Here is a 14409-nt window from a genome sequence, read left to right on the forward strand (position 1 = left end):
TCATTGAGGCTCGCAGGTCAACTTGACGCGTAGCTTGATTACGTCGCGCTTGAATTTGGCGGTCATGGGCTTGCTCTCTCCCGCCTCGAGCGTGATACGTCGAGTGCGCGGCATTTCAGGCCCGTTGCGAAACACAGCGGTACACTCCACAGGGCCCTCACCAAAGTTCTGCAGCACCAGTCCGGCCATGTCGCGGTCGATGGTCTCGGTGCTCGCCAGCACCTCGGCGCCGTTCAGCTCTTGTTCGAGCTCCACGGGATAGCTGACGGCAACTGCGCTCAGTGGGAAGATGACAAGCGCAGCGAAGCAGAGTCTTTTCATTTGTTATGGGCTCCTCCAATTGGCGACCGCCAGCGTACCAGACCGACGCAACAGGAAAGCAATGGAATGAAAGTGCCACGTGTGACCCTCGATCAATGGCGAACCCTGCAGGCCGTGGTAGACCACGGCGGCTTCGCTCAGGCCGCTGAAACGCTGCATCGCTCGCAATCTTCGGTGAGCTATACGGTGGCCCGCATGCAGGAACAGCTGGGGGTGCCGCTGCTACGCATCGAGGGTCGCAAGGCGGTGCTGACCGATGCGGGCGAGGTGCTCTTGCGCCGCTCCCGGCAACTGGTCAACCAGGCCGGTCAGCTGGAAGAACTGGCCCACCACATGGAGCAAGGCTGGGAAGCGGAGGTGCGGCTGGTCGTCGATGCCGCCTATCCCAACGCCAAACTGATCCGCGCGTTGACCGCCTTCATGCCGCAGAGCCGCGGCTGTCGGGTGCGGTTGCGCGAAGAAGTGCTGTCCGGTGTTGAAGAGGTACTCAAGGACGGCACAGCGGATCTGGCCATAAGCGGCCTGGATATCACTGGCTATCTTGGCCAGGAACTGGGCACCGTCGAATTCGTCGCCGTCGCCCACCCCAACCACTCGTTGCATCAACTGCAGCGCAAACTCAGCGTTCAGGATCTTCAAAGTCAGATGCAGGTGGTGGTGCGCGATTCCGGCCAGCGGCAACCGCGCGACATCGGCTGGCTGGGCGCCGAACAGCGCTGGACGGTCGGCAGCCTGGCCACTTCGGTCGGCTTCGTCAGCAGCGGCCTGGGCTTTGCCTGGCTGCCCCGCCACATGATCCATCGCGAACTGGCCGAAGGTGCTCTGAAGCCGCTGCCACTGGTCCAGGGCAGCATTCGCCGGCCGCTTTTCTACCTCTACACTAACCCCGACAAACCGCTCGGCCCGGCCACACAGATTCTCATCGACCTGATCAGGACGTACGATGCACAAGCGCAATCGCCTGTTCAGCCGGTAAGTAATCACTCGCACGATGGCTGAGGCACCTTGCTACCGGCCTGCATAGACGGGCAGACCCAGGCTTACCCATATCAGGAATAGACCATGAAACGACTCGTACTTGCCGCCTGCTCACTGCTGCTCGCCGGCAACCTCCTCGCTGCGGAGAATCCTCACGTACTGCTGAACACCAGCATGGGCGAAATTGAAATCGAACTTGAGGCCGAAAAGGCCCCGGTCAGCGTGAAGAATTTTCTCGAGTACGTCGAAAGCGGCTACTACGACGGCACTGTCTTTCACCGCGTGATCCCAGGCTTCATGATCCAGGGAGGCGGCTTCAACGAAGGCCTGAGCCAGAAGAAGACCCGCGCGCCCATCAAGAACGAAGCCGACAACGGACTGCACAACGTACGCGGCACGCTGGCCATGGCTCGTACGCAGAACGTCGACTCAGCCACGAGTCAGTTCTTCATCAACCACCGCGACAATGACTTTCTCGACCATGGCAGCCGCGACTTCGGCTATGCAGTGTTCGCCAAGGTGGTCCGCGGCATGGATGTGGTCGACCAGATCGCTCAGGTGCCCACCGGCAACCGCAGCATGATGCAGAACGTGCCGCTGACGCCGGTCAAGATCATCTCTGCGAAGAAACTCTGACCGTTCGACCTCGGTCGACAATGTGCACGGCAGCCGCCGTGCACCGGCTTGCTGAACAGGAGACCTGACATGAGTGAACAGAACCCGCTGAACACCACGGAAGGGGAAGCAAAACTGCTCCAGGACCTGCTGAGCGCGGAGCGTGCCGGGGCCAAAGTCGCCGGTGAAAGCCTGCAGCAGTGCAACGATCCAACCCAGCAAAAATTACTCGAGCAGATCCGCCAGGGCGAGGTCGACAGCTGCCGGCTAGTGCTCAACTGCATGAACCACCTGAACATCGAGCCCAACCGCGAGACCGGCGCGTTTTACGGCAAGGCGATGGCTATCGAATCGCTTGATGAGCGCCTGACCTTCGTCGACCGCGGTCAGCAATGGGTGATCCGCAAGCTGCGAGAATACCTGCCTGGCTGCAACGATGCCTTCGTCCGCACCGAGCTGGAAAAAATGCTCAAGATTCACGAGATCAACAGCCAGGCGGCCTGATGCCTGGCTCGTTGGGCAGACCAGTGTCTATCAGCCGCTGGCGCCATCCCAATAGCGCTGCCAGCGCGCCACCAGCTCCTTCGGTGCCTCCGCGTAGATTTCCTCGCCCAGCTTGAGCGCGGCGCTCTGCAACTCGCTGCGGCGCTCGGCTACGGCTGTGCCGAGTCGCTCACGCAGCGTGTCGTCACCGAACAACGCTGGTTGAGCCTGCATCAGTTCCGTCATCATCGCCAGGTCGTGGTCATCGCCAAGCAGATCTGCCAGTTCCTTGAGCGAGTCGCTGCGCAGCTGCATCAATTTCGGCCAGCTCGGCGCCAGTAAGCGCGTCTGGTACCAGTGATCCTTGACCCGCTTGCGCCACTGGTGGAGCTGCTCGTCGCTGAGATCGTGCCGGGCCTTGGCCAGCTCAGCACAACCGTCGGCGTAGGTGCGCTTGACGCCGCCAGCCAGCAAGTCGAAGCCTTTCGTACGGAGCGGCCAGGTGTCGACACAGCTGCGCGCATCCTGCAGCTGATCGATGACCTTGCCGATGCGCGTATCGAGATCGGTAGCGCCGCTTTCAGTCTGCTTCGCCCGCGCCTGCAGGCGACGTCGGGTCTTTTTGAAATCTGCCTCGGCGAACAGGCTCGGAAATCGCTTTGCCAGGGCATCCCAACTTTCCAGCATGGCCGTCGCATCACGCGACTCGGCCAGGGCGCGGCCCAGATCCCGCAAACGATGGTTTTCACGCTGGAACTCGTCCCCCAGCGGCTTGCGTACCAGACGCAGCAGCGCCCGCAGCTCCTTGAACCGCTTACGCGCCTGATGCACCCCTTCGGCGCGTTCTTCAGGTGCAACGCTCAGCGCCTCAATGGCCTTGTCGATGCCCTGCCGAGCGACTTTTCGCACCTCGGCTGCAGGGTCTTGCGGACGCAGCTTGTAGACCATGACAACTCCCATTCAGGCCCGCTGCCACGCTCAGGCAGCAGGCATGACGGGCGATTCAACCGTAGCGCTTGCGCGCCTCGATGGCCAGGCCGCTACCGATGCTGCCGAAGCGATTGCCTTCGACATGGCGCGCCCGCGGCAGCAAAGCGGCGACGCTCTGGCGCAGCGCAGGGATCGCGCTGGAACCACCGGTAAAGAAGACCGTGTCGATGTCCTCATGCTTGAGCCCAGCACTCATCAGCAATTGACTGACATTGGCGCGGATTCGTTCGAGCAGGGGGTCGATCGCCGTTTCGAATACAGAACGTGTGAGGGTGGCTTCAAGGCCGGGTTCGATTCGCGCGAAGTCGATCTGGAAGCGTTCATGGTCAGTCAGCTCGATCTTGCCCTGTTCTACCTGCATCGCCAGCCAGTGCCCGGCGCGCTGTTCGATCAGACTGAACAGCCGGTCGATTCCGGTGGGGTCGACGATGTCGTAGCGCATGCTTTGTAGCGCACGCAGCGAAGCTGGCGCATACACCGCGTTGATCGTGTGCCAGGTCGCCAGGTTGAGGTGGGTGCTGGTGGGCATCGGCGCGTCGCTTTTCATCCGGCTGCCGTATCCGAACAGCGGCATCACGCCCTGCAGGCTGAGCTGCTTGTCGAAATCGGTACCGCCGATATGCACGCCCGAGGTGGCGAGGATATCGTCCTGACGGTCATCGATCTGACGACGTTCCGGCGCCAGCCGCACCAGCGAGAAGTCCGAGGTGCCGCCGCCGATGTCGACGATCAGTACCCGCTCTTCCCGCTCGATGCGCGACTCGTAGTCGAACGCTGCGGCGATGGGTTCGTATTGAAACGAGACATCCTTGAAGCCGATCTTCCGGGCAGCCGCAGCCAGGGTATCGGCCGCTTCCTTGTCTGCCTGCGGATCGTCGTCGACGAAAAACACCGGACGGCCCAGCACCACCTCATCGAATGCGCGCCCGGCCTGGTTTTCCGCGCGCTGTTTGAGCGTGCTCAGGAACAATCCGAGGATGTCCTTGAACGGCATCGCGCTGCCCAGCACGGTGGTTTCGCTCTTCAGCAATTTGGAGCCCAGCAGGCTCTTGAGCGAGCGCATCAGGCGCCCTTCGTAGCCCTCAAGGTATTCGGACAGGGCCAGACGACCGTACACCGGACGACGCTCCTCGACGTTGAAGAACACCACCGAGGGCAGGGTTTGCTGATCGCCTTCCAGGGTCAGCAGCGGCTCAGCGTCGGGACGCCACCAGCCGACCGTGGAGTTGGAGGTGCCGAAGTCGATGCCGCAGGCGCGGGCGGGGGACGAGTTGTGCATGTGCGGTCCGGACTGCCAAAAACGGCCGCGCAGTTTATGCGAGCCGGCCGGCAAATGCAGGCCAATCGTCGGCGATCTCAACCAAGCAAACCACTGCGACAGCCGTGTGCTGTCGCAGCGGCGTGCCGTTAGGCGAGTGCCGGCTCGGCAGCGGCTGCGGAGTCAGTCATGCCGTCCGTCATGCGCTTGGAGTCATGGCAGAAGGTGCGCGATGCCTGGAACAGGAACACCATGGTCAGCAGCAGGGAGGCTGGAATCAGGTACATGGCCCCGTGCAGACCTTCGGCCCGGAACACTTCACTCATCTCACTGGCGCCTGCGGCAAGCATTGCCGACTCGGCGAAATGGTCCGACAGCAGCCCCACTACCACTGTGCCCATGCCGCCGCCCAGCAGATAGAGCCCGGCGAAGAACAGCGCCATGGCGGTCGCACGCAGACGCGGCTCGACGACGTCCTGGATGGCGGTGTAGACGCAGGTGTAGAAGTTGTAGGAGAACAGCCAGCCGATACTGAAGACCGCGACGAACACGCCAACCTCGATCCGTCCGGCGAGCAATGCGTAACCGGTCAGAGCGGTGGCGATGAGCATGCTCACGGCGGCGAAGATAAGACGGCCACGAGCGAAGCGCTGGTGGATCTTGTCCGCGACCCAACCGCCGAGGGTCAACCCGATCAAGCCAGTCAAGCCGACGATCACCCCAGTGGCGATCGAGGCCTCCACCAGCGGCACCGCGTGGTAGCGCATCAGCAGCGGCACCATGAACGCGTTGCAGGCGTAGGTGGCGAAATTGAACGCCAGCCCTGCCAGCACCAGCCACCAGAAGGTGCGGATCGCAAACACTTTGCGAATCGGCTGCTCTACCGGCGTCTGCGAAACCTTCACCGTTTCCGCCGCACCACGCTGTGGCTCCTTGACGAAAAAGATGAACAGCGCCAGCACCAGCCCAGGCACTGCCGCAATGAAGAATGGCGCGCGCCAGCTGCCGAAGTACTCCACCATCGAGCCGATGGTGAAAAAGGCCAGCAACAGCCCCAGCGGCAGACCGAGCATGAAGATGCCCATCGCCCGAGCCCGCTTGTGCGCCGGGAACAGGTCGCCGATCAGCGAGTTGGCAGCGGGCGCATAGCTGGCCTCACCGATGCCGATGCCCATGCGTACCAGCAGAAAGGTCCAGAAATTCCAGGCCAGGCCGTTGACGGCGGTCAGGCCGCTCCAGACGGTCAGGCCCCAGCCCATGATCTTGCGCCGCGAGCCGATGTCGGCCATGCGGCCCAGCGGCACGCCGGCGATCGCATAGATGATGGTGAAGGCAGTGCCGATCAGGCCCAACTGGAAATCGTTGAGGTCCCACTCCAGGCGGATCGGCTCGGCAATGATCGCCGGGATGGTGCGGTCGAAGAAATTGAACAGGTTGGCCAGAAACAGCAGGAACAGGACGCGCCAGGCGTTCGCGGCTTGGGTGGATGGCTGCATGACGTCGCTCTCGATTTATTGTTATGCACCGGCCGTGTGCCGACCGGTTCTCGAAACTGACTCTAGGGTTCTCGCAGGCGTCTGTCTGTCACCATCATTTTCGCTGATGCCGGTCGATGCGACGGTTCAGCTTTGCTGCCAAGCCTCCAGCCAGCCAAGGCCGGTCGAAGTATCCGGGCTGTCGGGGCGGTATTCCGCCGCCAACCAGCCGGTGTAGCCCACCGATCGCAAGGCGTCGAGCAACGGCCCGAAAGCTATCGAGCCCGTGCCGGGCGCCCCGCGGCCAGGACAGTCGGCAAACTGCACATGCCCGGTCCGGGCGCCAAGCAGTGCTATCCCAGCGGCAACATCCAGCTCCTGTCGGGCCATGTGATAGAGGTCCAGCTGTGCCTGGCAATTGGGATGATCGACGCGCTCCAGCAGCGCTTGCAGATGCTCCGGGGTGTTGATCAGAAAACCCGGCATGTCCAGCGGATTGATCGCCTCGCATACCACTCGCACCCCCAGAGGTGCAAACGCCTCGGCGCTTTTGCGCAGGTTGCATGCCAGGGTTTCCAGGGCCTGCTCACGGGTCACGCCTTCGGCCAGCCGGCCGGGCAGTACGTTGACGCACATCGGCCGCGCCATGGCCGCGTAGGTCAATGCCTCCTGTAGGGCCGCGTCGAACTCAGCCTGCCGCGACGGCACCGCCGCCAGCCCGGCACCGCCCTGCATGAAATCACCGGCCGGCAGATTGATCAGCACCAGCGGCAAACCCGCACGCTCAAGCAGCTCCTTCAGGCGAATCGCCGGAAGCTCATAAGGGAACTGAATTTCCACACCGTCGAACCCGGCAACACGGGCGGCCATGACTCGCTCTGCCAAGGGCAGTTCGTTGAACAGCATGGACAGGTTGGCGGCGATCCTCATTGCTTTTGCTCCCGAAACATCCTGACCAGAGTAGAAGGATCATTTTCAAGTTCGCCCCCACTGCCATGCAGGCGCATCAACTGTGCGGCGAGCCCTGTCATGGGCGTGGCGCTGCCTGCTTCGCGGGAGAGCTGCACGGCCGTGTCGAGATCCTTGAGCAGGGTGCGAACCCGCCATTTCACCGGTTCGAACGCGCTGTTAGCCATCTGCGGAGCGAGGATCTGCAGCGGTTTGGAATCAGCGAAACCACCGGCCAAGGCTGGCGCGATGAGGCTGGCATCAACACCTGAGCGTTCGGCCAAGGCCACCACCTCGGCGATGACCAGCGCATTGCAGGCGACGATCATCTGATTACAGGCCTTGGTGACCTGGCCGGCACCGACATCGCCCATGTGGGTCAGCCGCTGACCGAGGTGCGCCAATACAGTTCGAACCCGCTCGATATCCTCGCTGCGCCCGCCTGCCATGATCGCCAGGCTGCCCGTCTCGGCGCCTGCGGTACCGCCGGACACCGGCGCATCGACCCAGCGCATGCCGCTCCGGGACTCGAGTTCGGCAGCCATGGCGCGCGTAGTGGCTGGCTCCAGACTGGAATGATCGACCAAGAGCTGCCCGGTCCGAGCACCTTCAACGATGCCGCCAGCGCCAAACACCACCTCTCGCACCACCGCGGTATCGGCCAGACAGAGCAGTACGATGTCCGCGTCGCGACATAGGTCGGCAGGCTTGCCAGCCTGTCTCGCCCCGGCCTCGATCAACGGCGCACATTTTTCGGGGGAACGGTTCCAGACCGTCAGTTGATAGCCGGCCGCAAGGAGTCGTCGACACATCGGCAAGCCCATCAGGCCGATGCCAGCAAAGGCGATAGAGGGCAAATCAGACATGGGGATGGCTCCTTGAATACCGGGGATGGGATTCTAGCGCTGCAATGACGCTGGCAGCCAAACCGGTCAGAGCACCTTGCCCTTGTCCCAGAGCCGCACCAGCTCACCTGGGGCCAGCTCTTCCGGGACCTGCAGCAGCAACTCGCTGTCACGGTCGTTTTCCCGGTAGCGGAGCTCGATCTGATAATAACGACGATCACCCTGCCCTGCGGTGGCACTCGCCAGCGGCAGGCAGCCCTCAAGGACAGAGCAAACCTGCCCCCGCTGCTGCTCATCGCAACTGGCGAAATCGATCTCACGTGGCCGAGAAAGCGCCTGCATCGCGGCGAACCCGCCCTGCCTGGAAAGGCGAACGGTGGCGTCCGTGCCCAGCGCTGGTAACTGTTTCATCACGTCTCCTCGTTGGGCCCGTTACCGCTCCAGAACACCGACATCTGCCCATGCCTGCCTGACCGCCTGCGCCTCGCTGCTGCCGACGCCAAAACGGGTCAATGCGTTTTCGATGGTCAAACTGGCGAACGCGATGAAATCCGCATCCCTGGCCAGTCTCTGATCGCAGAGCGTGTCGTACCAGATGCGCCCGGCCTTGTCCCAGGCGTAGCCGCCGAGGGCTTGGGCGGCTAGATAAAACGCGTGATTGGGAATGCCAGAGTTGAGGTGCACGCCGCCGTTGTCATCACGGGTGTCGATGAAGTCGCGCATGTGCCCTGGCTGCGGGTCCTTGCCCAACAGCGGATCGTCGTAGGCGCTGCCGGGATTGGCCATCGAGCGCAATGCCGAGCCCTTCACCTTGTCGGTCAGCAACTCGGCGCCGATCAGCCAGTCGGCCTGCTGAGCTGTCTGCCGGAGGCTGAACTGTCGGACCAGCACGCCGAACACATCGGATAGCGATTCGTTCAAGGCACCGGATTGGTTGAGATACAGCAGCCCGGCTTCACTCTCGATGATGCCGTGGGCCAGCTCGTGCGCCACCACATCCAGTGACAGCGTAAAGCGGTTGAATATCTCGCCGTCACCATCGCCGAAGACCATCTGCGCGCCGTTCCAGAAGGCGTTCTCGTAGCCAACACCGTAGTGCACCGTGCCGATAAGCGGAAAGCCATGGTTGTCGATCGAGTCGCGACCGAACACTTGCCAGAAACAAGCGTGGGTCTTGCCGAGCGCATCGTAGGCCTCGTCGACGGCCGAATCGCCAACTGGCAGCTGACCCTCGATTCTGGCCAGCACGCCAGGTAACAGCATCTGTTGCGCCGCATCGTGAATGCTACGGCGCGGCTCGCCCGGCCGACCTCGCTCAGGCAGCACGGTGACGCTTGGCTGTCGCTTGGGTGGCCCGGGATTGGGCAGCAGAGCGCTCACCTGTGCCAGCGTTTCCTGGGCCCGCTCGCGCTGCCACTCCGAGCCGTGCGCAATGATCCGGTCGAGTATGTACGGCGGGATGAAGCTGTGGCGCATGCTTGAATTTTGCATCGACTCCCCTTCAGCCAGATCGCTTACAAGCGCCCCCTCAGATTGGGGCCCCTTCAGGCGCAGCGATGTCGTGCCGGCTGTTTTTCAATGTCTGCTTTGAGCAGGCTAGAGCAAAAGCCACAGTCGGCAAGCTGCATAGGGGTGCTTTGATTCGGCGGAGTGCAGAGAGGGAGTTCAGCCGATGATTGCGCTGTCGTTAGCGGCAAGTTGCGTCTCAGCGAGCGCGCTACCGTTATTCAGCGCTTCGATTGCCTGGTCGAGCTGCTTGATGCAGAGATCAATGGCCATTTGCCGCAAGGCCTCCGGCCACTCGTGGTCAGCAACCGGTTCGATCAAGTCCAGGATCTGAGAGTAGCCGACAAGCGCTCCATGCTTAATTTTCAGGGTTTCGCCAGCTGTAACAATGGTGAGCGGATCTCTCGAGGTGATGACTGCGCCAACAACGAGCAACGCGTCGACCTGTTTGCGGAGCGTGTGGAGTACACGCTTGTCCTGAGCTGATTTCACATCAAAAAGCCATCATCCATGAAGGCCGCAGATTCTACTAAATGTGATGCGCATCACAAACACTAAATATCGAGACCGTCGTGCCGATGTGGGCAAGCCCTTGCTTCGTTGCGGGCTGACGCATGGCGCCATCTTGAGCGCTGAAACGCGCCTTACAGGAAGGAGATGCGCTTAGCTTCGCGGGAGGCACTCAACTCAGTTTGTCGGGTGTCGAGCTGACCCAAGCAAATCTCGATAGCGACCTGTTGTAGCTCCGCGGAGGACCACACATGCCTGGCAATGACTGCAACCAGGCTTCGAAGCCCGTTCTCGTTAAAAAGCTTTCCGTCATGCACCGTAAAGGTACATTCGTGAAAGTCTAAGATGATCGGACTGCGCCCGGTCAGGCTCGCTCCGGCGCTGAGCAGACAATCGATGTGCCGGCGCAATCTATGGTTTTCACGGCGTTCAGAAAGCATAGGGGTCTTCCGGCCCAGCCGGCGATTAGCGCCGGCTGACCCTCAGCATCAGCTTGCCTGGCCTTGCCTGGCCGAGGCGCCGCTTTCCAGATTGTCTTCAAGCCCGGCTTCGATGGCTTCGTCGAGCTGATGGCAGCAGAGATCGGCAGCCATCTCGCGCAATGAATCCGGCCATTCGCCGTCGGTGGTCGGCTCGATCAATGCGAGGGATTTGTAGTAGCTGATGAGCATGCCGTGGTCGACCCGAAGCACCTGTCCGCCATCGAGGAGGACGAGCGGATCCCGCTGAGTGATAACTGCGCCGTGCGCCAGGAGTACGTCGATATGTTTTCGCAGCGCATGAAGCTTCCGCTTTTCTTCCTTGAACTCACCCATGTCGTAACCCTCGACCTTGAAGGCGTCGAAGTCTAATCAACCCTTGATGGCACTTAAATAGCTAAATGCCACCACTCGCTTAGGTTTTTGCATGGAACTGAGCATATGTTGATCGACGTCATCCACCCGCCCGGATAGACAGCGCACCAAGCTCTGCTACACCCGGCGCCCAGCTTTCGTTTCGGCGGACGACAAAGCCATCTCGGCCTGATGCTTGCGTTGTCGCCGCCTTCTACCTCTATAATCCGCGCGCTTTTTCCGCTATTGAACCGGAGAACCACAATGCTGAAGCGCACCCTGGCAGCCGTTACCGGCCTTGCCCTTTCGTTGTCTATTGCCACCACCCATGCTGCCGACGTCCTTCGCGTATCGGCCATTCCCGACGAAGCCCCGACCGAGCTGATCCGCAAGTTCGAACCACTGGGCGAATACCTCGAGAAAGAATTGGGCATGCCGGTCAAGTTCACCCCGGTTTCCGATTACGCTGCGGTGGTCGAATCCCTCGCGTCCGACCGCCTCGACCTGGCCTGGCTCGGCGGCTTCACCTTCGTCCAGACTCACCTGAAGACCGGCGATGCGATCCCGCTGGTACAGCGGGAACAGGACGAGAAATTCACCAGTAAATTCATCACTGCCGATCCTGAGGTCAAGACCCTGCAGGACCTGAAAGGCAAGACCTTTGCGTTTGGCTCCGTGTCTTCGACCTCCGGCAGCTTGATGCCGCGCTACTTCATGATCAAGGACGGCATCGATCCCGAGCAGTTCTTCAAACGCATCGCCTATTCCGGTGCGCATGACGCCACGGCGGCATGGGTCCAGGCTGGCAAAGCCGATGGTGGCGTACTCAATGCCTCGGTGTGGGACAAGCTGGTCGCGGCTGGCAAAGTCGATACCGACAAGGTGCGGGTAATCTCCACCACGCCGCCCTACTACGATTACAATTGGACCGTACGCGGCAACCTGGACCCGGCGCTGGTACAGAAGATCAAAACCGCCTTCCTTCAGCTCGACCCGAAGAATCCGGAACACAAGAAGATTCTCGATCTGCAAGCGGCCACCCGTTTCATCGAAACCCGCCCGGAAAATTACGAAGGCATCGAGGAAGCTGCGCGCGCCGCTGGCCTGTTGAAGTGAGCCCAGCTAGCCGTAGCGCCTCTGCCTCCCGTGTTTCTGAAGCCAGGGTAAGTGGGTGCGTTTGAATGAGCCATGCAACAACGTCTGCTGGCTTGCTCGAGAGTGATGAGTCTCCGGCCAAATCCGTCCTGCGGCTGGCCGGCGTCAGCTATTGGCATGCCGGTGGACAGCTCGCACTGCACAATATCGAGCTGGAGATCGCTCAGGGCGAGCGGGTTGCGCTGATTGGCCCCTCGGGCGCAGGCAAGACCACCTTGCTGCGCCTGCTTGCCACTCATCTAGAACCGGTCACTGGGCAACTGGACGTGCTCGGTGACCGCCCCTGGTCGCTTTCAGCAGGTGCCCGGCAGAAGCTGCGCTCACGTATCGGCCTGATTCACCAGGCGCCACCGCTGCCGCCACGGCAACGGGTGATCACCTCGGTGCTGGCCGGCCGGCTCGGCCAATGGTCACTTGTACACAGCTTGCTCAGCCTGGTCTATCCGCTGGACAAGGATGGTGCTGCGCAGGCGCTGGGCAAGCTGGATCTGGCGGACAAACTCTATGCCCGTTGCGATCAGCTTTCTGGCGGGCAGCTGCAGCGAGTCGGCATCGCACGCGCGCTTTACCAAAGCCCGGAACTGATCCTGGCAGACGAGCCGGTCTCGGCGATGGACCCCGTGCTCGCTGCCTATTCACTGAATGTGCTCAACCGCGAGGCCATGAGCCGCCAGGCGACGCTACTGGCCAGCCTGCACGCCGTTGAGCTGGCACTGGAGCATTTTCCTCGGGTGATTGGCGTGCGCGATGGCCGCATCCTCTTTGACAAGCCGTCCAGCCAGGTAATGCCGGCCGAACTCGAAGCGCTCTATGCCAATGAGCAACTGGGCAGTGCGGCGGTCTTGCAGGCGATGCCCGGCCAGCCTCTGCAAATTCCTCGATGCTGAACCCAGTCTTCACCCAGCGCGACCCCGCCGCCCACTCACGCCTGGTGCTGACCCTCGTGGCACTGGCGCTGCTGTGGCCGGGCTTGTCGTTGAGCGAATTGGATATCGGTGTGCTCTTCGATGGCAGCAACGCGGAGATCATGGCCAGTTTCCTGTCCGGTTTCTGGCCTCCGGCTCATGATGCCGCGTTCTTGCGCCTGCTCGGGCGCGCAACATTGGAAACGCTCGCTATCGCAACAGCTGGCATGACTTTGGCCCTCGCCGTGGCCATCCCCTGCGCCCTGCTGGCGACCCGCGCCTTGTCGATCTCAGCGGTCAGCCGCGGCGGTCGTCCTCACTGGTGGGCTCAGGCGCTGCGTTGGCCAGTCAGAGGGCTGCTGATTCTGCTGCGCAGCGTCCCTGAAATCGTCTGGGCACTGCTCTTCGTCCGCGCTGTCGGGCTCGGGCCTACCGCTGGGGTACTGGCCATTGCCATCACCTATGCCGGCATGCTCGGCAAGGTCTATGCGGAAATTTTCGAGTCGGTCGATCCTCTGCCCACTCGCGCGCTGATTGGCGCTGGCGGTTCGCGCCTGCAGGCCTTCGCCTACGGCGTGTTACCGCAGGCCACCGGCGAAATGCTCTCCTATACCGTCTACCGCTGGGAGTGCGCCATCCGCGCTTCCGTGGTGATGGGCTTCGTCGGCGCGGGTGGTTTGGGCCAGCAGATGGACCTGTCGATCCGCATGTTCGCCGGCGGCGAAGTGGCGAGCATGCTGTTGACCTTCCTGGTGCTGGTGCTGCTGGCCGACCTGCTCAGCCAGCAGCTGCGCCGGAGGTACGTCTGAAACCGCTCGCGCGCTACGCCCTGCCGCTGCTCCTGGTTATCGCAGTGCTCGGATCGTTTAGCTATCTGCAGCTCGAAGCCAGCGCGTTGTTCAGCCGCGAAGGCCTCGCGCACATGGGCGAATACGCCACAGGTTTTCTCAGTCCCGACCTGTCGGCGCCGCACTTGCGCGCCATCGGCTACGGCGCGCTGGAAACCCTGGCGATGTCGGCCATCGGCACCTTACTGGCAGCATTGCTTGGCCTGCTGCTGGCGCTGCCGGCGGCCGGACGCTTCGGAATGATTGCAAAGGCCGTTTCGCGATTGCTCCTTAATGCGCTACGTGCGATCCCTGAACTCGTCTGGGCGGCACTGATGGTCCTGGCGGCGGGCCTGGGACCGAATGCAGGCACCTTAGCCCTCGCGTTGCACACAGCAGGCGTGCTTGGGCGTCTGTTCGCCGAAGCCTTGGAAAACACGCCGAACGCGCCGAGCGAGGCGCTGCGACTGGCCGGCAGCGGTCGAGTCACCGCGTTCTGCTACGGCACCTTGCCGGGTTTGTGGCCGCAGCTCGTCGCCTACAGCCTTTACCGGTGGGAAAACAACATCCGCATGGCAAGCGTACTCGGCTTCGTTGGCGCCGGCGGCCTCGGCCAGATGCTCTACATGAGCCTCAGCCTGTTCCAGGAGGCGCAAGCATCGACAGTAATCCTCGCCATGCTGCTGATGGTGCTGGCTGTCGATGCATTGAGTGGCTGGGCCCGCCAGCGCTGGGTCCGCGCGTAATCGAGGCGCCCACC

19 protein-coding genes are annotated in these 14409 nt (G+C 62.1%); 8 read left to right on the forward strand and 11 right to left on the reverse strand.

The genetic code is table 11. The annotated features are described in order from the left end of the window. Positions 1 to 321 (reverse strand): 3-phosphoglycerate kinase, encoded by a 321-nt coding sequence (locus CXK96_RS02855; protein WP_102834972.1) that lies wholly within the window; start codon positions 319 to 321, stop codon positions 1 to 3. A 66-nt stretch (positions 322 to 387) separates the two neighbouring features. On the opposite strand from CXK96_RS02855, the gene CXK96_RS02860 reads away from it, so the two are divergent. The 3 genes from CXK96_RS02860 (at position 388) to CXK96_RS02870 (ending at position 2418) form a co-directional block, all read left to right on the forward strand. After that, positions 388 to 1320: a LysR family transcriptional regulator gene (locus CXK96_RS02860; RefSeq protein WP_102834973.1), complete on the forward strand. Its 933-nt coding sequence runs from the start codon at positions 388 to 390 to the stop codon at positions 1318 to 1320. A gap of 63 nt (positions 1321 to 1383) precedes the next feature. Next, entirely contained in the window at positions 1384 to 1935 is a 552-nt protein-coding gene (locus CXK96_RS02865; protein ID WP_102834974.1) for a peptidylprolyl isomerase, read from the forward strand. Positions 1936 to 2004: 69 nt separating this feature from the next. Then, a complete protein-coding gene (locus CXK96_RS02870) occupies positions 2005 to 2418 on the forward strand; it encodes a DUF6306 domain-containing protein (protein WP_102834975.1) in 414 nt (137 codons plus the stop codon). Between the two features lie 30 nt (positions 2419 to 2448). On the opposite strand, the gene CXK96_RS02875 is transcribed toward CXK96_RS02870, so the two are convergent. From CXK96_RS02875 to CXK96_RS20875, 10 genes are all read right to left on the reverse strand, one after another. Next, on the reverse strand, positions 2449 to 3345 hold the full coding sequence (locus tag CXK96_RS02875) for a CHAD domain-containing protein (RefSeq protein ID WP_102834976.1): 897 nt from the start codon (positions 3343 to 3345) through the stop codon (positions 2449 to 2451). 55 nt (positions 3346 to 3400) lie between these two features. Next, positions 3401 to 4666 carry an Hsp70 family protein gene (locus CXK96_RS02880; protein WP_102834977.1) on the reverse strand — a complete coding sequence of 422 codons (1266 nt, stop codon included), beginning with the start codon at positions 4664 to 4666 and terminating at the stop codon, positions 3401 to 3403. A gap of 128 nt (positions 4667 to 4794) precedes the next feature. After that, positions 4795 to 6141: a spinster family MFS transporter gene (locus CXK96_RS02885; protein WP_102834978.1), complete on the reverse strand. Its 1347-nt coding sequence runs from the start codon at positions 6139 to 6141 to the stop codon at positions 4795 to 4797. Between the two features lie 126 nt (positions 6142 to 6267). After that, positions 6268 to 7050: a hydroxypyruvate isomerase family protein gene (locus CXK96_RS02890; RefSeq protein WP_102834979.1), complete on the reverse strand. Its 783-nt coding sequence runs from the start codon at positions 7048 to 7050 to the stop codon at positions 6268 to 6270. Next, positions 7047 to 7934, reverse strand: a complete 888-nt coding sequence (locus CXK96_RS02895) for an NAD(P)-dependent oxidoreductase (RefSeq protein WP_102834980.1) — start codon at positions 7932 to 7934, stop codon at positions 7047 to 7049. The genes CXK96_RS02890 and CXK96_RS02895 overlap by 4 nt, the downstream gene beginning before the upstream one ends. 66 nt (positions 7935 to 8000) lie before the next feature. Next, entirely contained in the window at positions 8001 to 8324 is a 324-nt protein-coding gene (locus tag CXK96_RS02900) for a protealysin inhibitor emfourin (protein ID WP_102834981.1), read from the reverse strand. A 21-nt stretch (positions 8325 to 8345) separates the two neighbouring features. Continuing rightward, positions 8346 to 9404 (reverse strand): M4 family metallopeptidase, encoded by a 1059-nt coding sequence (locus CXK96_RS02905; RefSeq protein WP_102834982.1) that lies wholly within the window; start codon positions 9402 to 9404, stop codon positions 8346 to 8348. A gap of 174 nt (positions 9405 to 9578) precedes the next feature. Beyond that, entirely contained in the window at positions 9579 to 9911 is a 333-nt protein-coding gene (locus CXK96_RS02910) for a hypothetical protein (RefSeq protein ID WP_102834983.1), read from the reverse strand. A gap of 152 nt (positions 9912 to 10063) precedes the next feature. Next, positions 10064 to 10369 (reverse strand): hypothetical protein, encoded by a 306-nt coding sequence (locus CXK96_RS02915; RefSeq protein WP_102834984.1) that lies wholly within the window; start codon positions 10367 to 10369, stop codon positions 10064 to 10066. Between the two features lie 48 nt (positions 10370 to 10417). Beyond that, complete coding sequence (locus CXK96_RS20875) at positions 10418 to 10600, reverse strand: hypothetical protein (RefSeq protein ID WP_256061697.1); 183 nt, start codon at positions 10598 to 10600, stop codon at positions 10418 to 10420. Between the two features lie 3 nt (positions 10601 to 10603). On the opposite strand from CXK96_RS20875, the gene CXK96_RS20880 reads away from it, so the two are divergent. The 5 genes from CXK96_RS20880 (at position 10604) to phnE (ending at position 14395) form a co-directional block, all read left to right on the forward strand. Continuing rightward, on the forward strand, positions 10604 to 10780 hold the full coding sequence (locus CXK96_RS20880) for a hypothetical protein (protein ID WP_256061698.1): 177 nt from the start codon (positions 10604 to 10606) through the stop codon (positions 10778 to 10780). Positions 10781 to 11026: 246 nt separating this feature from the next. Then, positions 11027 to 11878, forward strand: a complete 852-nt coding sequence (locus tag CXK96_RS02925; RefSeq protein ID WP_102834986.1) for a putative selenate ABC transporter substrate-binding protein — start codon at positions 11027 to 11029, stop codon at positions 11876 to 11878. 65 nt (positions 11879 to 11943) lie between these two features. Beyond that, positions 11944 to 12804 carry a phosphonate ABC transporter ATP-binding protein gene (locus CXK96_RS02930; protein ID WP_102834987.1) on the forward strand — a complete coding sequence of 287 codons (861 nt, stop codon included), beginning with the start codon at positions 11944 to 11946 and terminating at the stop codon, positions 12802 to 12804. Next, positions 12798 to 13631, forward strand: coding sequence for a PhnE/PtxC family ABC transporter permease (locus CXK96_RS02935; RefSeq protein ID WP_102834988.1), 834 nt, complete (start codon positions 12798 to 12800; stop codon positions 13629 to 13631). Before CXK96_RS02930 ends, CXK96_RS02935 begins: the two co-directional genes overlap by 7 nt. Next, a complete protein-coding gene (phnE, locus tag CXK96_RS02940; RefSeq protein ID WP_102835043.1) occupies positions 13628 to 14395 on the forward strand; it encodes a phosphonate ABC transporter, permease protein PhnE in 768 nt (255 codons plus the stop codon). Before CXK96_RS02935 ends, phnE begins: the two co-directional genes overlap by 4 nt. Positions 14396 to 14409 lie beyond the last annotated feature (14 nt).

The sequence above is a fragment of the Stutzerimonas stutzeri genome, assembly GCF_002890895.1.
In the GTDB taxonomy this organism is placed as follows: Bacteria; Pseudomonadota; Gammaproteobacteria; order Pseudomonadales; family Pseudomonadaceae; genus Stutzerimonas; species Stutzerimonas stutzeri_AB.

Coding starts and splice junctions, on each gene's coding strand:
- CXK96_RS02905 (WP_102834982.1), bottom strand. CDS start 9,404: ATGCAAAATTCAAGCATGCGCCACAGCTTCATCCCGCCGTACATACTC.
- CXK96_RS20875 (WP_256061697.1), bottom strand. CDS start 10,600: ATGCTCATCAGCTACTACAAATCCCTCGCATTGATCGAGCCGACCACC.
- CXK96_RS02925 (WP_102834986.1), top strand. CDS start 11,027: ATGCTGAAGCGCACCCTGGCAGCCGTTACCGGCCTTGCCCTTTCGTTG.
- CXK96_RS02880 (WP_102834977.1), bottom strand. CDS start 4,666: ATGCACAACTCGTCCCCCGCCCGCGCCTGCGGCATCGACTTCGGCACC.
- CXK96_RS02865 (WP_102834974.1), top strand. CDS start 1,384: ATGAAACGACTCGTACTTGCCGCCTGCTCACTGCTGCTCGCCGGCAAC.
- CXK96_RS02855 (WP_102834972.1), bottom strand. CDS start 321: ATGAAAAGACTCTGCTTCGCTGCGCTTGTCATCTTCCCACTGAGCGCA.
- CXK96_RS02875 (WP_102834976.1), bottom strand. CDS start 3,345: ATGGTCTACAAGCTGCGTCCGCAAGACCCTGCAGCCGAGGTGCGAAAA.
- CXK96_RS02900 (WP_102834981.1), bottom strand. CDS start 8,324: ATGAAACAGTTACCAGCGCTGGGCACGGACGCCACCGTTCGCCTTTCC.
- CXK96_RS02885 (WP_102834978.1), bottom strand. CDS start 6,141: ATGCAGCCATCCACCCAAGCCGCGAACGCCTGGCGCGTCCTGTTCCTG.
- CXK96_RS02930 (WP_102834987.1), top strand. CDS start 11,944: ATGAGCCATGCAACAACGTCTGCTGGCTTGCTCGAGAGTGATGAGTCT.
- CXK96_RS02935 (WP_102834988.1), top strand. CDS start 12,798: ATGCTGAACCCAGTCTTCACCCAGCGCGACCCCGCCGCCCACTCACGC.
- CXK96_RS02860 (WP_102834973.1), top strand. CDS start 388: ATGAAAGTGCCACGTGTGACCCTCGATCAATGGCGAACCCTGCAGGCC.
- CXK96_RS02915 (WP_102834984.1), bottom strand. CDS start 10,369: ATGCTTTCTGAACGCCGTGAAAACCATAGATTGCGCCGGCACATCGAT.
- CXK96_RS02890 (WP_102834979.1), bottom strand. CDS start 7,050: ATGAGGATCGCCGCCAACCTGTCCATGCTGTTCAACGAACTGCCCTTG.
- CXK96_RS02870 (WP_102834975.1), top strand. CDS start 2,005: ATGAGTGAACAGAACCCGCTGAACACCACGGAAGGGGAAGCAAAACTG.
- CXK96_RS02895 (WP_102834980.1), bottom strand. CDS start 7,934: ATGTCTGATTTGCCCTCTATCGCCTTTGCTGGCATCGGCCTGATGGGC.